The 14,300-nt window shown below is 68.5% G+C and carries 13 protein-coding genes; 7 read left to right on the top strand and 6 right to left on the bottom strand.

The genetic code is table 11. The features are described from left to right. Positions 1 to 4: 4 nt before the first annotated feature. Both mtrB and mtrA read right to left on the bottom strand, forming a co-directional pair. Positions 5 to 1,858, bottom strand: coding sequence for an MtrAB system histidine kinase MtrB (gene mtrB / locus ACFRAH_RS06185; RefSeq protein ID WP_377990056.1), 1,854 nt, complete (start codon positions 1,856 to 1,858; stop codon positions 5 to 7). Between the two features lie 157 nt (positions 1,859 to 2,015). Further along, positions 2,016 to 2,690, bottom strand: a complete 675-nt coding sequence (gene mtrA / locus ACFRAH_RS06190) for an MtrAB system response regulator MtrA (protein ID WP_076801713.1) — start codon at positions 2,688 to 2,690, stop codon at positions 2,016 to 2,018. A gap of 508 nt (positions 2,691 to 3,198) precedes the next feature. On the opposite strand from mtrA, the gene ACFRAH_RS06195 reads away from it, so the two are divergent. Genes ACFRAH_RS06195 through ACFRAH_RS06220 form a run of 6 tightly spaced genes read left to right on the top strand, consistent with a single transcriptional unit; the run spans position 3,199 to position 9,264 of the window. Next, complete coding sequence (locus tag ACFRAH_RS06195) at positions 3,199 to 4,341, top strand: hypothetical protein (RefSeq protein ID WP_377990017.1); 1,143 nt, start codon at positions 3,199 to 3,201, stop codon at positions 4,339 to 4,341. Then, the gene (locus ACFRAH_RS06200; RefSeq protein WP_377990018.1) at positions 4,338 to 5,045 is read left to right on the top strand and encodes a DUF4129 domain-containing protein; all 708 of its coding nucleotides are present in this window, start codon (positions 4,338 to 4,340) and stop codon (positions 5,043 to 5,045) included. Before ACFRAH_RS06195 ends, ACFRAH_RS06200 begins: the two co-directional genes overlap by 4 nt. Beyond that, positions 5,042 to 6,211: a DUF4350 domain-containing protein gene (locus ACFRAH_RS06205; protein WP_377990019.1), complete on the top strand. Its 1,170-nt coding sequence runs from the start codon at positions 5,042 to 5,044 to the stop codon at positions 6,209 to 6,211. The genes ACFRAH_RS06200 and ACFRAH_RS06205 overlap by 4 nt, the downstream gene beginning before the upstream one ends. 56 nt (positions 6,212 to 6,267) lie before the next feature. Next, on the top strand, positions 6,268 to 7,248 hold the full coding sequence (locus tag ACFRAH_RS06210) for an AAA family ATPase (RefSeq protein WP_377990057.1): 981 nt from the start codon (positions 6,268 to 6,270) through the stop codon (positions 7,246 to 7,248). A gap of 4 nt (positions 7,249 to 7,252) precedes the next feature. Continuing rightward, entirely contained in the window at positions 7,253 to 8,545 is a 1,293-nt protein-coding gene (locus ACFRAH_RS06215; protein ID WP_377990020.1) for a DUF58 domain-containing protein, read from the top strand. Then, positions 8,545 to 9,264 (top strand): DUF4166 domain-containing protein, encoded by a 720-nt coding sequence (locus ACFRAH_RS06220; RefSeq protein WP_377990021.1) that lies wholly within the window; start codon positions 8,545 to 8,547, stop codon positions 9,262 to 9,264. The genes ACFRAH_RS06215 and ACFRAH_RS06220 overlap by 1 nt, the downstream gene beginning before the upstream one ends. Here the strand turns inward: ACFRAH_RS06220 and ACFRAH_RS06225 are convergent. Beyond that, positions 9,261 to 10,301, bottom strand: a complete 1,041-nt coding sequence (locus tag ACFRAH_RS06225) for a hypothetical protein (protein WP_377990022.1) — start codon at positions 10,299 to 10,301, stop codon at positions 9,261 to 9,263. The genes ACFRAH_RS06220 and ACFRAH_RS06225 overlap by 4 nt on opposite strands. A 3-nt stretch (positions 10,302 to 10,304) precedes the next feature. Then, the gene (locus ACFRAH_RS06230) at positions 10,305 to 10,727 is read right to left on the bottom strand and encodes a chorismate mutase (protein WP_377990023.1); all 423 of its coding nucleotides are present in this window, start codon (positions 10,725 to 10,727) and stop codon (positions 10,305 to 10,307) included. 96 nt (positions 10,728 to 10,823) lie between these two features. Here ACFRAH_RS06230 and ACFRAH_RS06235 point away from each other — a divergent pair, with 96 nt between their 5' ends. Then, a complete protein-coding gene (locus ACFRAH_RS06235) occupies positions 10,824 to 11,486 on the top strand; it encodes an NADPH-dependent F420 reductase (RefSeq protein ID WP_377990024.1) in 663 nt (220 codons plus the stop codon). A gap of 79 nt (positions 11,487 to 11,565) precedes the next feature. On the opposite strand, the gene ACFRAH_RS06240 is transcribed toward ACFRAH_RS06235, so the two are convergent. Together ACFRAH_RS06240 and ACFRAH_RS06245 are read right to left on the bottom strand one after the other, a co-directional pair. Further along, positions 11,566 to 13,281 carry an ABC transporter ATP-binding protein gene (locus ACFRAH_RS06240; RefSeq protein WP_377990025.1) on the bottom strand — a complete coding sequence of 572 codons (1,716 nt, stop codon included), beginning with the start codon at positions 13,279 to 13,281 and terminating at the stop codon, positions 11,566 to 11,568. Further along, the gene (locus ACFRAH_RS06245; RefSeq protein ID WP_377990026.1) at positions 13,278 to 14,300 is read right to left on the bottom strand and encodes an ABC transporter permease; all 1,023 of its coding nucleotides are present in this window, start codon (positions 14,298 to 14,300) and stop codon (positions 13,278 to 13,280) included. Before ACFRAH_RS06245 ends, ACFRAH_RS06240 begins: the two co-directional genes overlap by 4 nt.

A 14,300-nucleotide genomic window follows, 5' to 3' on the forward strand; every position in this document is an offset into this window, starting at 1 on the left:
CGGCTCACGAACGCTCCCCTGTGCGCGCCGGCTCCGGTGTGCCCGGTCCGCCGCCCGCGGCGGGCCTGGCGTCCGCGGGCGGAACAGGGTTCGCCGGTGCAGGGTTGGCGGGCTCAGGCCTGGCCGCTCCGGAATCCGCGGGCACAGCGGTGGCGCCCGTTCCCAGGACCAGGACACTGTGGTCGCCGGGGCCGCCCAGTCCCACGTCCGCCGGCTCAAGGGGCAGCGGCGACTTTGTGATGGTGCCGCCCTGTTTGAGCGGAAGGGTGAGCCGGAAGCTGGAGCCGACTCCGGTGTTTCCCCAGGCCTGCAGCCAGCCGTTGTGCAGCTTGGTGTCTTCGGTGGCGATGGACAGGCCCAGCCCGCTGCCGCCCGTGGTACGCGCCCGGGCAGGGTCGGCGCGCCAGAAGCGGTCGAAGACCCGTGCCGCCTCGGCGGGACTCATGCCGATGCCGTGGTCCCTGACGGTGACCGCAACGGCGTCGGCGTTGGAGGCGACGGAGATATTGACGGGGCGGCCTTCGCCGTGCTCAAGGGCGTTCAGGATCAGGTTCCGCAGGATCCGGTCGATGCGCCGGCTGTCCATTTCCACCACGACGCTGCCTTCCGGCGCATTCAGTGTCATCTTCGAACCGTATTCTTCGGCGACCGGCGCAGCGCCCTCCATCACGTGCGAGATGAGCTGCACGATGTCCGTCGCCTCGGCATCGAGCATGGCAACGCCGGCGTCGAACCTGGAGATCTCCAGCAGGTCCGCCAGCAGTGACTGGAACCTCTCCACCTGGTTGTAGAGCAGTTCGGCCGACCTCTTGTTAATGGGGTCAAAGTCGTCGCGGGCGTCGTACAGCACCTCGGCGGCCATCCGGACGGTGGTCAGCGGGGTGCGGAGCTCATGGGACACATCCGAAACGAACCGCTGCTGCATCTGCGAGAGCGTGGCCAGCTGCGTGATCTGCTCCTGCAGGCTCGCGGCCATGTGGTTGAACGAGGCCCCGAGACGGGCCACCTCGTCCTCCCCCTTGACCACCATGCGTTCCTGCAGCTGGCCCGCCGCCAGTTTTTCCGAGACCACGGCTGCATGGCTGACAGGGCTCACCACGTTGCGGGTGACGTACCAGGCGATGGCGCCAATCATGAGGATCAGCGCGGCGCCGCCGGCCCAGAGGACGTTCTGGATTTCGTTCAGGGTCTGCTGTGCCGTGTTGAGGTCGTAGATCAGGTAGAGCTCATAGACGGTGCCGTTGAAGGTCACCTTGTTGCCGACGGCGATGCCCGGCCGGTCTTCGGTCCCCACCGGGAATTCCGTGGACGCCCAGAACTGTTCCTTGCCGGAGTCCTGGACGGCCTTCCGGAGATCCGGCGGGATGACGCTGATGGTCAGCTGGTCGGAGGCGCGCGATTCCACCCACCGGTTGCGGGGCTTGGTCTGCTCCGGCATCGCCTCAAACACGTAGCGGCGCTGGATCACCGAGCCCTTGCCCTCCACCGCGTTGAGGGTGTCGTAGACAAGGGTGATCACACTGGACTGGTCGGTGACCTGGGCGCCGTCGAACGTGTCCTGCACCTGCTTGACGTTGTAGCGGGTCTCAGACTCCGCCTGTGTCAGCCGTTCCTGGAACAGGTTGTTGGCAATCTGGTTGGACAGGTAGGCGCCCACGATCGCGAACGAGCTGATGGACAGCAGCAGGGTGGTCAGGACTGTGCGGAACTGCAGGGACCGGCGCCACCGGCGCTGGAGGGAGTGCAGCAAGTACCGGATGCCGGGAAAAATGCGGTCGACGCCGGTGCGCACCAGGCGGGCGACACGGAGGACGACGATGAGTGCCCGGCGCTGCCAGATCCGGGCCTGCGACGGCAGCCGTGCGAGCCCGGCGCCGAAGGCGTCGGTGTGCTCCGGGCCCGTACGGGGACCGGGTTTGCGCGAACCGTCCCGGGCATGCTCCGCCGCGGGAGCGCTTCCGCTGGATTCGGAACCGGATCCCGCGGGCGCCTCAGGGGGATTCTGGCCCTGCGGTTCAGGACCCTGCTTTGTAGCCGACACCACGAACCGTCAATACAACTTCCGGGGCTTCCGGATCACGTTCAATCTTGGACCTCAGTCGCTGGACATGGACATTGACCAGCCGGGTGTCAGCCGCGTGGCGGTAACCCCAGACCTGCTCCAGGAGCAGTTCACGGGTGAAAACCTGCCAGGGCTTGCGCGCCAGGGCAACCAGGAGATCGAACTCAAGCGGCGTCAGCGAGATCCGCTCGTCGCCGCGGCTCACCAGGTGGCCGGCGACGTCGATGGTGACGTCCGCGATGCGCAGCGTCTCGGGCGCCTTCTGGTCGCCGGGACGCAGCCGCGCCCGGACACGGGCAACCAGCTCGGCGGGTTTGAAGGGTTTGGGCACGTAGTCGTCGGCTCCTGATTCCAGTCCCCTGACAACATCGGAGGTGTCCGACTTGGCCGTCAGCATGACGATCGGAACATCGGACTCCGACCGGATCTGCCGGCAGACCTCGATGCCGTCCGTTCCGGGCAGCATCAGGTCAAGGAGCACAAGATCCGGCTTTGACGACCGGAAGACGTCCAGAGCCTGTCCGCCGTCCGCACAAAAGACGGGCTCAAAGCCGTCGTTGCGCAGGACAATGCCGATCATCTCTGCGAGCGCCTCGTCATCATCAACCACCAGAATGCGTGCCTTCATAGTTATATATTCCCTTATTGCTGTTGCTTTGTCGTATTGATGGAGTTTTCGGCGGGGCGCGTGCCGGGCCGTCAGGAACGGCAACCGGAGGGCTTCCCAGCCCGACTGCCCCGGAAGCTAGGATGCCCGACGGCGGAACTATAGTCTGGAGGTGCCCGGCCGTTGGCCGGCGCGCACATTGGGGAGGAACAGGTTGTCAGAGCAGGATCCGCAGCACCCGCCGTCCGGAAACCGGCCGCCTGAACACCAACCGCCTGAACAGCACCCCTGGGGCACAACCCCGCAGTGGGGCAGCCCGCAGTGGACTACCCCGCAGCCCGGCCCCTACCAGCCTGGCGCCGCCCAGCCGTTTGGTCCACCGCAGCAGTGGGCGGCGGGACCAAATTTTGCGGGGCCGAATTTTGCAGGGCCGAATTTTGCAGGGCTGAATTTTGCCGGGCCACATTCCGCCGGGCCAAACCCCCCGGTCCCCTATCCCGTGTACGCCGCCCCGCCGAAGCCAGGTGTGGTGCCGCTGCGGCCGCTGATGTTCGGCGAACTCATGGACGGTGCCTTCCAGACAGTCCGGCGGAATCCCAAGGCGATGCTCGGGGCGGGCCTGGTGGCGCAGGCACTGGGCGCCGTGATTGCCGGCATCCTTCCGCTGGTCATGCCGGCTTCCGATGCTTCTGCGGGGGCCTTGCCAGGGAATTTCAGCAGCTCTCAAGTGACCTCCATCCTTGGCGTGGCGGGCGGCTTTCTGCTTGTCGGCCTGGTGTCCCTGTTTATTGGCATGGTGATGCAGGGGGCCATGGTGGTGCCGGTGGCCAGGTCCATCCTCAACCGGCGCACCGGGTTCCGGCAGATGTGGCTGTTGGCACGCGGACGTGCCTGGACGCTGGTACGCCTGGCCGGGCTCGGCGTGGCGGCCGCGCTTCTGGCCATGGCCCTCATCGGCCTGGCCACCGCGGGACTGGCCAATTCGATGGGCACCGGGGCACTGGTGATCGTGCTTCCGCTGTTTCTGGCCTTTATTGCAGCCATGATCTGGGTGTCCGTCAAGCTGACGGTCGCACCGGCCGTCATCATCGTCGAGGACGTCGGCGCCTGGGACGGCATCCGGCGTTCCTGGGCCGTGACGCGGGGAAGCTGGTGGCGCGTCTTCGGCATCGTCCTCGTGGTGTCCCTCCTCGTTGGCGTCATTGGCCAGATCGTCCTCATCCCCGTCACCCTGCTCGCCGGGCTGCTCACCGCCGTCGCCGGGCCCCAGGACCTGGCCGGCCAGGCCGCCGCCCTGCAGGCAGTGGTCGTAGTTGTCACCGCTGTCGTCTCCGCCGCCGTCGGTGCGGTGGCGTTCGCCTTCCAGACGTCGGTCATGGCTTTGCTCTACATGGATTTGCGGATGCGCAACGACGGCCTGGATATCGCGCTGCTCCGGCTGCTGGAAGCCGGAAACGACGACGGCGGCATACCGGGCCGGGGCGTGCCGGTCTACAGTTCGGGCCGCTACAACGCCGCGCCTTACCACCAGCAGGGGCCCTACCAACGCGGACCATACCAGCAAGGGCCTTACCAGCAGCCGCCTTATTACCCGGGTCCGCACCAGGGCGGCCCTTACGGCAACTCAGCCGGCTGGCCGCCGCCTCCGGGGCCGCCGACGATGCCGGGATGAGCGCCGTCGGCTTCCTTCCGGTCCTGCGGCATGCCACAGTGCTGCTTCAGCGCCCGCTGGAACCCCCAGTGCAGCCTGACCGGGAAGAAGCGCGCCGCTGGGCGGTGGAGGAACTCTCAAAACGCGAGTACAGGGAGGCTGAACCTGGCTGGCTGGAGACCCTCTGGCGGCAGTTCCTTGACTGGCTGCAGTCCGTGACCGATGGCCAGCCCTTCGCCGACGGACCCCCGGTGGCGCCCCTCATCGGCCTGGGCATCGCCATCCTGGTGGGCGCGGCCATCATCCTGGCCCGGCCCCGGCTTAATGCCCGCCGCCGCGCACCGAAGGAAATCTTCGACGCCGAAACAGCCGCCACTGCAGCCGATTACCGGGCGCGCGCAAGTGCCGCTGCCGCGCGCGACGACTGGGCGGCCGCCGTCGTCGAACAATTCCGCGCACTGGTGAGTTCCGCCGAGGACCGGGCCGTCCTGGACCCCCAGCCCGGCCGGACGGCCGACGAAGCCGCCGGGCAGCTCACGCGGGCGTTTCCTGCGGCCGGCAACAAACTGGAGGCGGCGGCCATCATTTTCGACGCCGTCCGCTACGGCAGCGGGAGCGCCCAGGCAGCCGACCATGCGGCAATCATTGAGCTGGAATCGACCCTCGACAGGCTCACACCTACCTACACCGGGGCCGCACCCGGCGGACTGGCGGTCCCCAGATGACGCAGGTTGCCGTCGCCGGGCGAAGGAAGACGGGCTGGATCCGCAGGCACCGGGCGGGAGTGCTCTTCGCCGTGGCCGTGGCCGCTGCCCTGGCGGTGACCCTCGCACTGCAGTTCACGCAGCGGTCTGACGGCCAGGACCTGTCTATCCGCAACCCCGGCCCGCAGGGCGCCAGGGCGGCAGCCCGGATCCTGGCCGGACAGGGCGTCTCCGTCAACCAGACGGAGTCGTTCCAGGAAACCCTCGCCGCGGCGCGTGAGGCCCGCAGCACCGGGTCCGGCTCGACGGTCCTGGTCTACGACGAACGGGGGTTCCTCGCCCCCGACAGGCTCCGCCGGCTGCTCACCGAAACCGACCGGCTGGTGGTGGTTTCGCCGCGGCTGGCCGCATTGACCGGCCTGGGCAGCCCTATCCGGCAGGCCGGGGTGGTCCCCGGCTCGGGTCAGACACTGCAGCCCGGATGCACTGTCGCCGACGCCCAGGCTGCCGGGAACATCAGTGCCGAGGGCGGCTTCGTCTACACCGGTGGCACCGTGTGCTATGGCGACGCCGGCAACGGACGGGGCCTGTACGCCTCGGCAGAGGACGGACGGCTCGTGGTCATCGGCAGCACGGCCGTGATCAGCAACCAGTTCCTGGCCGCCAACGGCAACGCCGCCCTCGCGCTGCGGACCCTGGGCAGCCAGGGGCACCTCATCTGGTACCTTCCGGGTCCCGGGGACCTCGGCGGCACCCCGGCACCAAAGACGCTCGCGGAGCTGGCACCGGCGTGGTCCGTGTTCGTGGCCCCGTGGCTCATTGTGGTGGCACTGTTCGCCGTGCTGTGGCGCGGACGCCGCCTGGGTCCGCTGGTCTTTGAGCCCCTGCCGGTGGTGGTGAAATCCGCAGAAACGGCAGAGGGCCGGGCGAGGCTGTACCACGAGGCCCACGACGTTGCCCGGGCAGCAGACACGCTCCGGGCCGGCACGCTCGTCCGGCTTGCCGCCGCCCTCCGGATGGGGTCCGCGGCGGACTCCGTGGATGTGGCGGCCGCGGCTGCCCGGCACCTGGACAGCACACTCCCGGAGGTGCTCCGGGTCCTGCAACACCGCCCCGCAACCGAGGCCGAGCTTGTCCGCTGGGCCCAGGACCTTGTCCGACTAGAGAAAGAGGTACAGGCCAGATGAGCCAGCAGCCAAACGGCCACGACAACGGGACCTACGGCGAGGCGCCGGTGGGCACCATGGCCGCCCCGCGGACCGCAGATCATTCCCCGGATCCCGTCCGGCAGGCACTGCTTGACGTCCGGCACGAGGTGGCCAAGGCAGTGGTGGGCCAGGATTCCACCGTCACCGGCATGCTGATCGCGTTGCTGTCGCGGGGACACGTGCTGCTCGAAGGCGTGCCGGGCGTTGCCAAGACGCTCCTGGTCCGCGCCCTGTCCGCTGCGCTGAGCCTGGACACCAAGCGCGTCCAGTTCACGCCGGACCTGATGCCCGGCGACGTCACGGGTTCCCTCATCTACGACGCCGCAAATTCCGAATTCAGCTTCCGTGAAGGCCCCGTCTTCACCAACATCCTCCTGGCCGACGAAATCAACAGGACGCCGCCCAAGACCCAGGCTTCACTGCTGGAAGCGATGGAGGAACGCCAGGTGTCCGTGGACGGCGTATCGCGCCGGCTGCCGGTGCCCTTCATCGTTGCGGCCACCCAGAACCCCGTTGAATACGAGGGCACCTATCCGCTGCCCGAGGCCCAGTTGGACCGCTTCCTCCTCAAGCTGACCATGCCCCTGCCGGACCGCGCCGCCGAAATCGAAGTGGTCCGCAGGCACGCCGCCGGTTTCGATCCCCGCGACCTCGCCGCGGCAGGCATCCGCCCGGTGGCGGGCGCCGGCGAGCTGGAGCGGGCACGGCAGGCTGTGGCCGCCGTCGGCGTGGCGCCCGAGGTGCAGGGCTACATCGTGGACGTGGTCCGGGCCACGCGCGCCGCCCCGTCCTTCCAGCTCGGCGTCTCGCCGCGCGGCGCCACCGCGCTGCTGAACACCTCCCGTGCCTGGGCCTGGCTGTCCGGCCGGAACTTTGTCACCCCGGATGACGTCAAGGCACTTGCCCAGCCGTGCCTGCGGCACCGCGTGGCACTCCGGCCCGAAGCCCTGATGGACGGCGTCCAGGTGGACGACGTGCTGGGCAGCATCCTGGCTTCCGTGCCGGTCCCCCGCTGATCCGGTGGCCATTTCCGGGCGTTTGGTACTCCTGGCGGCGGCCGGGCTGGCTCCGGTGCTCCTTTTTCCGGGCTGGCTGACCGTGCTTGCCGTGCTCCTGGTCCTTGGCGCGCTGGTCCTGCTTGACCTGCTGCTGGCGGCTGCACTGCGGCAGGTTTCCGTGGAAAGGTCAGCACCCGCCAACGTCACTCTCGGCGGCGTGGCGGACTCCGTGCTGACGCTGCGCAACAGCGGCACGCGAAAGCTGCGGGCAGTGGTGCGTGATGCCTGGCAGCCGTCCGCCGGGGCGGAAAACCCAGTGCAGGAGACAGACATTCCGGCCGGTGAGAGACGCCGTTTGACTGTCAGGCTCAGGCCGGCACGGCGGGGTGACCTCAGGGCACCCCACATCACGGTCCGGTCCTTCGGTCCCCTCCGGCTCGCCGCCCGGCAGAAAACGGTGCAGGCTCCCGGATCCCTGCGGGTGCTGCCGCCTTTCAACTCCCGGCGGCACCTCCCGTCAAAGCTGCGCCGGCTGCGGGAGCTTGACGGTAAGGCGGCAGTGCAGATCCGCGGCGCCGGAACCGAGTTCGATTCCCTGCGCGACTATGTCCGGGGCGATGACGTCCGCTCCATCGACTGGCGGGCAACGGCGAGACGGTCCGCCGTCGTGGTCCGCACCTGGCGGCCGGAGCGGGACCGGCGCGTAGTGATCATGCTGGACACGTCGCGGACCGCCGCGGCGCGCGTGGACGACGAACCCCGGCTGGACACCGGAATCGAGGCCGCGCTGCTGCTGGGTGTCCTTGCCGAACGCGGCGGTGACCGCGTGGACTTCTTCGCGTTCGACCGGCGCATGCGGGCCCGGGCAGGCACGACGGCAGGCGGCAACCTGCTGGGGCAGCTGGTCCAGGCGGCGGCGCCGCTGCAGGCGGAACTCATCGAACTGGACTGGGCACAGGTGCCGGCCCAGGTCCGTGCGGTTTCGGCGCACCGTTCGCTGGTGGTCCTGCTGACCTCACTGGATGGCGGCGCACCGGAGGAAGGGCTCATTCCGATGGCGGCGCGCCTCGCCCGGCAGCACATGGTGGTGGTGGCGTCGGTCCGCGACCCCCTGCTGAGGGAGATGCTGCAGGACAGGACGACGGCGGCCCAGGTGTTCCGTGCGGCCGCCGCGGAGCGCGCCCTGCTCGAGCGGGAAGCCGTGAGCGTCCAGCTGCGCCAGCACGGCGTCGAGGTGGTGGACGCGGAACCGCACCAGCTGCCTCCGGCGTTGGCCGACGCCTACATACGGCTCAAAGCGGCAGGACGGCTGTGATGCCCGCCCCGATCTACCGGCAGGCCTTGGGTGCCGACTTTTACCGTCTGCAGCCCGAACTGCAGCGGTATTTTTCGCTGGCGCCGGGGTCCGGCAGCTTCGGCGTCGGCGAGGGCGTCTTCGATGTGGTGGGCTGCCGGCAGCGATGGCTGCGGCCCATGGTTCAGCTGACCGCCGGAGAGCAGGCCTTCTTTCCGGAGTACGGCGAGGGCGTGCCATTCCGGATCGAAAACCATGCGCATTTCGATCCCTTCGGCCGCTCCAGCCTGACGGCCCGGCGCGAGATTTTCTTCCCCGGCAGGACCAGGATCTTCCAGGACACCACGAGTGTGGAAGCCGGTGGCAGCGTCGGCCGGGCACGCCTCGTGGACTATGTGGGCCGGTACCGCCGGCTGGTCACGGACCTAAACCTGAGTGTGACGGCCGGGGGCCGGCTGCGGGGAGTCTCCGAGGCCTCGCGGCTGTTCCTCGGCCCGCTCCGGCTGCCGCTGCCGGCGGCCCTTGACGCGAAGGCCTACGCGGAGCAGTGGTGGGACCCCGCAGCCGGGGAAACCGGGCGGCACAGGATCCAGGTAAAAGTAATCCAGCCGCAGCTCGGCCTCGTCCTGGTTTATGCGGGCCACTTCGACTACCGGCTGGAGCCCTATCCGCCGGGTACTTCGTCGGCAGGCTTCCTTCCGGCGTACGCCAGGCCGGACCGCTGGGAGCGGCGAAGCTAGCCCAGCGCCAGCTGGTTCAGGCCGTCCGCAACCTGGGTGAGCCGGGTCAGGACCTCTGTTGCCACGGCGGGCGACTGCCGTTCAAGGCCGCCCGACGGCGTGACCCGCACTGTGCCGAGCGCCGCCAGCGGCAGCCCCAGCTGCTGCCATGGACGCCGGACAGATTCAACAATGTCCGAAGCCTTCGGCACGCCGCCCGGCCCGTCGGTCCGCAGCGCCCCGGCCCAGAGCCGCTTGCCGGCTTCAACCGCGCCCGCCAGCTGTTCCCATTGCCGGGTGGTCAGGGCCAGCAGCGGAACGGCGATCGCGTCAGCGCCGGCAGCCAGGATCCTTTCGAACGGGGCCTCGATTTCCGGCACCGCAATGGCGATTTCCAAAGCCCCTGCCTCGCGGAGGGCGTCAATCACCACGCGCCAGAGTTCCGTCACTTCCTGTCCCGGGACGGATCGCAGGGTGCGGTAGCCGCTGGAGGTGGGAATGGTGCCGGCGAGGACCGGGGCTATGTCCGGTTCGTCGAGCTGCACCACGAGTTTGGCGCCGGGAACCGCGGCGGCCACCTTGGCAAGGTGCGCGCCGACCCCGGCGGCGAGGGAGGCAGCGATGTCGCGTCGTGCGCCATAGTCGATCAGGGCGCGCTCGCCGTTGTGGAGGTGCAGGCCCGCGGCCAGGCTCAGGGGTCCGCGCAGCTGGACCTTGAGTTCGTCGGCGGCGCTGTCCTCTTCACCGGCGACGTCGGCCAGGACGTTGATGTCGGTGGACAGGGCTGACCGGGCCCGCACCAGGTCGCGCCCGGGCCGGTCAACGATCCGCCAGCCGTGCGGCTGGACATCGACTGCCAGGTCCACCAGGAGTGAGGCGGTGCGGCCAATGGCGTCAGCACCGACGCCGCGGTCTGGCAGTTCGGCAAGAAAGGGCAGGTGCGGGCTGCCGAGCTCGCCGCGGATGATGCGGGTGGCTTCCACCGGGTCCTGGCCCGGCCAGGGCCCCAGCGCGGTGGCCGTTACCTGGGCCGTCCGCTGAAGGTCTGCGTCCGGCACGGCTTAAGCGGTGAGGGGTGCGGACGGGCTGGCCGTTCCGTTTGCCGGTGCGCCGGCGGCGTTGTGGTCCTCGGCGATCGCCTCGTGGTGCCGGATCACCTCGCCGATGATGAAGTTCAGGAACTTCTCCGCGAAGGCGGGGTCCAGCTGGGCATCCTCGGCAAGCCGGCGCAGGCGGGCGATCTGGGCCGTTTCGCGCCCGGGGTCCCCCGCCGGAAGGCGGTGGGCGGCCTTGAGGAAGCCCACCTTCTGCGTCGCCTTGAAGCGTTCGGCCAGGAGGTAGACCAGGGTTGCATCGATGTTGTCGATGCTCGACCGGATCGACAGCAGCTCCGCCATCACCGCAGGATCCACATGCCCGGCCAGCGAGCTGGCGGCGGGATTGTAGGAGTCAGTGTCAGGCAGATCATGGTTTAGCTCGGTCATGGTTCCAGTCTATGGGCACCGCCGGACTCTCTGCCCGTGTTAAGGATGCTGGCAGAGAATGTAAGTGTTCGCACATACCGATGAGGGAGGATGCACGTGAAAATCGCAGTTCTTGGTACCGGCGTGGTGGGCAGGACCCTGGCGGGAAAACTCGTGGAGTCCGGGCACGACGTCGTCCTGGGGTCGCGGAGCGCCACCAACGAGGCCGCCGTGGGATGGGCAGCGGAGGCGGGGCCGCGTGCCAGGGCCGCCACCTTCTTCGACGCCGCGGCGGAGGGCGAGGTGGTCATTAACGCGACGCCCGGCGCGGTTTCGCTGGACGTGCTGGCCGCTGCCAGCACCCTGAACCTTGCCGGCAAGGTGCTGATCGATGTGGCCAATCCGCTGGACCATTCGGCCGGCTTCCCGCCGTCGCTCTCCATCTCGAACACCGACAGCCTGGCAGAGACCATCCAGCGGGCGTTTCCCACCGCCCGTGTGGTGAAGGCGCTGAACACCATGCGCGCCGATGTCATGGTGGCGCCGGACCGGCTGGCGGGCGGCGATCATGACGTGTTCATGGCCGGGGACGACTCGGAGGCCAAGGACGTGGTGGCCGGACTCCTGCGGGAATTCGGCTGGCGGCCCCGGCACATCAGGGACCTGGGACCGCTGGAGGCGGCCCGGGGCATGGAGATGTGGCTGCCGCTGTGGCTGCGGATTTTCCTGAAGCAGGGCGACCGCGTGTTCAACATCAAGGTTGTATCCGACCAGGAGTAGGCAACGGCGGCCTCTGGGCAAAGACACGTGTCCCCGCCCTCGGGGAGGACGGGGACACGTGATGACTCTGCAAATGCGGCTAGATGCCCAGCAGGGCGCGGTTGTCCTCCCGCCGCTTGGCCTGTTCGGCCGGATCCGGGACCGGCAGCGAAGCGATCAGGCGCTTCGTGTAGTCATGCTGCGGAGCACCCATGACCTGGTGGCCGATCCCCTGTTCAACGAGCTTGCCCTTGTAAAGCACCCCCACCCAGTGCGACAGCATGTCCACCACCGCGAGGTCGTGGCTGATGAACAGCGCGGCGAAACCGAACTCCTGCTGGATTTCCCGGAAGAGCTCCAATACTTTCGCCTGCACCGAAACGTCCAGCGCCGACGTCGGCTCATCGGCGATGAGCAGTTTCGGGTTCAGGATGAGGGCCCGCGCCAGGGACGCGCGCTGGCGCTGCCCGCCGCTGAGCTCATGCGGGAAACGGTCAGCGTACGACGCCGGCAACTGGACTGACTCCAGCAGCTCACCGACGCGTTTGCGTGCCTGTGCCGGTGAAGGGTTGGTGTGGATGACCAGCGGTTCGGCGACGCAGTCGCCGATGGTCAGCTGCGGGTTGAAGGACGCCGCCGGGTCCTGGAAAACGAACCCGATCTCCTTTCGGAGCGGTTTGAAGCTCCGCTCCTTGAAGTTCAGCATCTCGTAGCCCAGCACGTTCAGGCTTCCGCCGGTGGTCCGGTTCAGGCCGGCGATGGCCCGCCCGATGGTCGTCTTGCCCGAGCCCGATTCGCCGACGAGTCCGAACACCTCGCCCTCGGACACGGTGAAGCTGACGCCGTCCACGGCCTTGAAGGCGGGGCTGCCCAGCCGGCCGGGATATTCGATGGTGAGGCCCTTCGCCTCAACCAGCACCCTGCCGTCCTGGTGCGCCCGTTCGGTCATCCCCTCCGACGCCGAATGCCGGCCAAGGTGCGGCACGGCGGCCAGCAGTTTCCGGGTGTACTCCTGCCGCGGCTCGGCGAAGAGGGTCTTGGCCGGGGCCTCCTCGACGACATCGCCGCGGTACATCACCACGACGCGGTCGGCGAGGTCGGCCACCACGCCCATGTTGTGCGTGATCAGCACTATAGACGTTCCATACTTGTCCCTCAGGTCCCGCAGGAGCTCCAGGATCTCTGCCTGCACCGTGACGTCCAGGGCGGTGGTGGGTTCGTCCGCCACGATCAGCCCCGGGTTCAGTGCGAGCGCAGCGGCGATGACCACGCGCTGCTTCTGGCCGCCGGAGAACTGGTGGGGGTAGTAGTTGACGCGCGTTTCGGGGTCCGGGATGCCCACCTTGCGCAGGGCTTCAATGGCCCGGGCCTTGGCCTCCTTCGCGGTAACCCGCTTGCCGCCGTCCCGGCCCGCATGGGCAAGGATCCCCTCCGCGATCTGCCAGCCGACGGTGAACACGGGGTTCAGTGCCGTGGACGGCTCCTGGAAGACCATGGCCACGTCCCGGCCGCGGATCTGGCGGAGCCTGCCCGGGGAAACGCTGATGACGTTGCTGCCGTTGATCACCACCGCTCCGGAGCTGATGGCGGTCTCCGGCAGCAGTCCCAGGATGGTCTTGGCAGTGACGGTCTTGCCGGACCCGGACTCGCCGACGATGGCGAGCACCTCCCCTGCCTTCACCTCGAGGCTCACGTCCTTGACGGCGTGGACGTCCCCGGCGTCAGTGGCGAACGTGACCTTGAGGTGGTCGATGTCCAGCACCGGTCCGGCCCCGGCGCCGTGCCGGTCAGAAACAGATCCGATATTGATGGTCATGGGGTACTCACATCTGCTGAAATGGCTGCCTGGGCCGCCGCGGTCGAATCCGGGCCGCCCTTGTTGCCGGCGCGCTTGCGGCCGCGGAGGCGGGGATCATTGAGGTCATTGATGCTCTCCCCCACCAGCGTGAGGCCAAGAACTGTCCAGACAATGGCGAGGCCGGGGAACACGCCCGTCCACCAGATACCTGACGTGGTGTCCGCCAGCGCCTTGTTGAGGTCGAACCCCCATTCGGCGGCGGAGGAGGGCTCGATCCCGAATCCCAGGAAGCCCAGGCCCGCAAGGGTGAGGATCGCTTCCGAGGCATTCAGGGTGAAGATCAGCGGAAGGGTGCGGGTGGCGTTCCGGTAGATGTGCCGGCCCATGATGCGGATGCTGGAGGCACCCACCACCTTCGCCGATTCGACGAAGGGTTCCGCCTTGAGCCTGATGGTCTCCGCCCGGATGACCCGGAAGTACTGCGGAATGAACACCACGGTGATGGAGATCGCCGCCGCCAACACGCCGCCGAGGAGGCTGGACTCGCCGCCGCTGATGACGATGGCCATGACGATGGCCACCAGCAGCGACGGGAACGCGTAAACGGCGTCTGCCACCACAACGAGCACGCGGTCCAGCCAGCCGCCGAGGTAGCCGCTCACCAGGCCGAGGATGACGCCGGCGAAGATGGACAGCACCACGGCAACCACGATCACGAGGATGGCGGTCTGGGAGCCCCAGATGACCCGGGACAGGACATCGTAGCCGCCCACAGTGGTGCCCAGCAGATGCTTCCCGCCGGGCGGCTGCTGCGTGGGGAAGCTGCCGTCGGCGTCGGAAAGCTGCGCGAACCCGTACGGGGCAAGGAGCGGCGCGAAAATGGCGGTCAGGAGAAAGACGCCGGTCAGGACGAGGCCGACGACGAGCATGCCCCGCTGGAGTCCGACGCTCTTGTTGAAGTGGGAGATCACGGGCAGCCGCTTGAACAGCGGGGCCCTGCGGTCCACGGTGGCTTCCACCGGAGTTGCAGTGCTCAT

The sequence above is a fragment of the Arthrobacter sp. NPDC056727 genome, assembly GCF_042790555.1.
Classification (GTDB): domain Bacteria; phylum Actinomycetota; class Actinomycetes; order Actinomycetales; family Micrococcaceae; genus Arthrobacter.

Bases quoted from the DNA above. Each gene is read 5' to 3' on its own strand.
- mtrA (WP_076801713.1), bottom strand. From the start codon at position 2,690: ATGAAGGCACGCATTCTGGTGGTTGATGATGACGAGGCGCTCGCAGAG.
- ACFRAH_RS06200 (WP_377990018.1), top strand. From the start codon at position 4,338: ATGAGCGCCGTCGGCTTCCTTCCGGTCCTGCGGCATGCCACAGTGCTG.
- ACFRAH_RS06205 (WP_377990019.1), top strand. From the start codon at position 5,042: ATGACGCAGGTTGCCGTCGCCGGGCGAAGGAAGACGGGCTGGATCCGC.
- ACFRAH_RS06210 (WP_377990057.1), top strand. From the start codon at position 6,268: ATGGCCGCCCCGCGGACCGCAGATCATTCCCCGGATCCCGTCCGGCAG.
- ACFRAH_RS06220 (WP_377990021.1), top strand. From the start codon at position 8,545: ATGCCCGCCCCGATCTACCGGCAGGCCTTGGGTGCCGACTTTTACCGT.
- ACFRAH_RS06230 (WP_377990023.1), bottom strand. From the start codon at position 10,727: ATGACCGAGCTAAACCATGATCTGCCTGACACTGACTCCTACAATCCC.
- ACFRAH_RS06240 (WP_377990025.1), bottom strand. From the start codon at position 13,281: ATGACCATCAATATCGGATCTGTTTCTGACCGGCACGGCGCCGGGGCC.
- ACFRAH_RS06245 (WP_377990026.1), bottom strand. From the start codon at position 14,300: ATGAGCACTGCAACTCCGGTGGAAGCCACCGTGGACCGCAGGGCCCCG.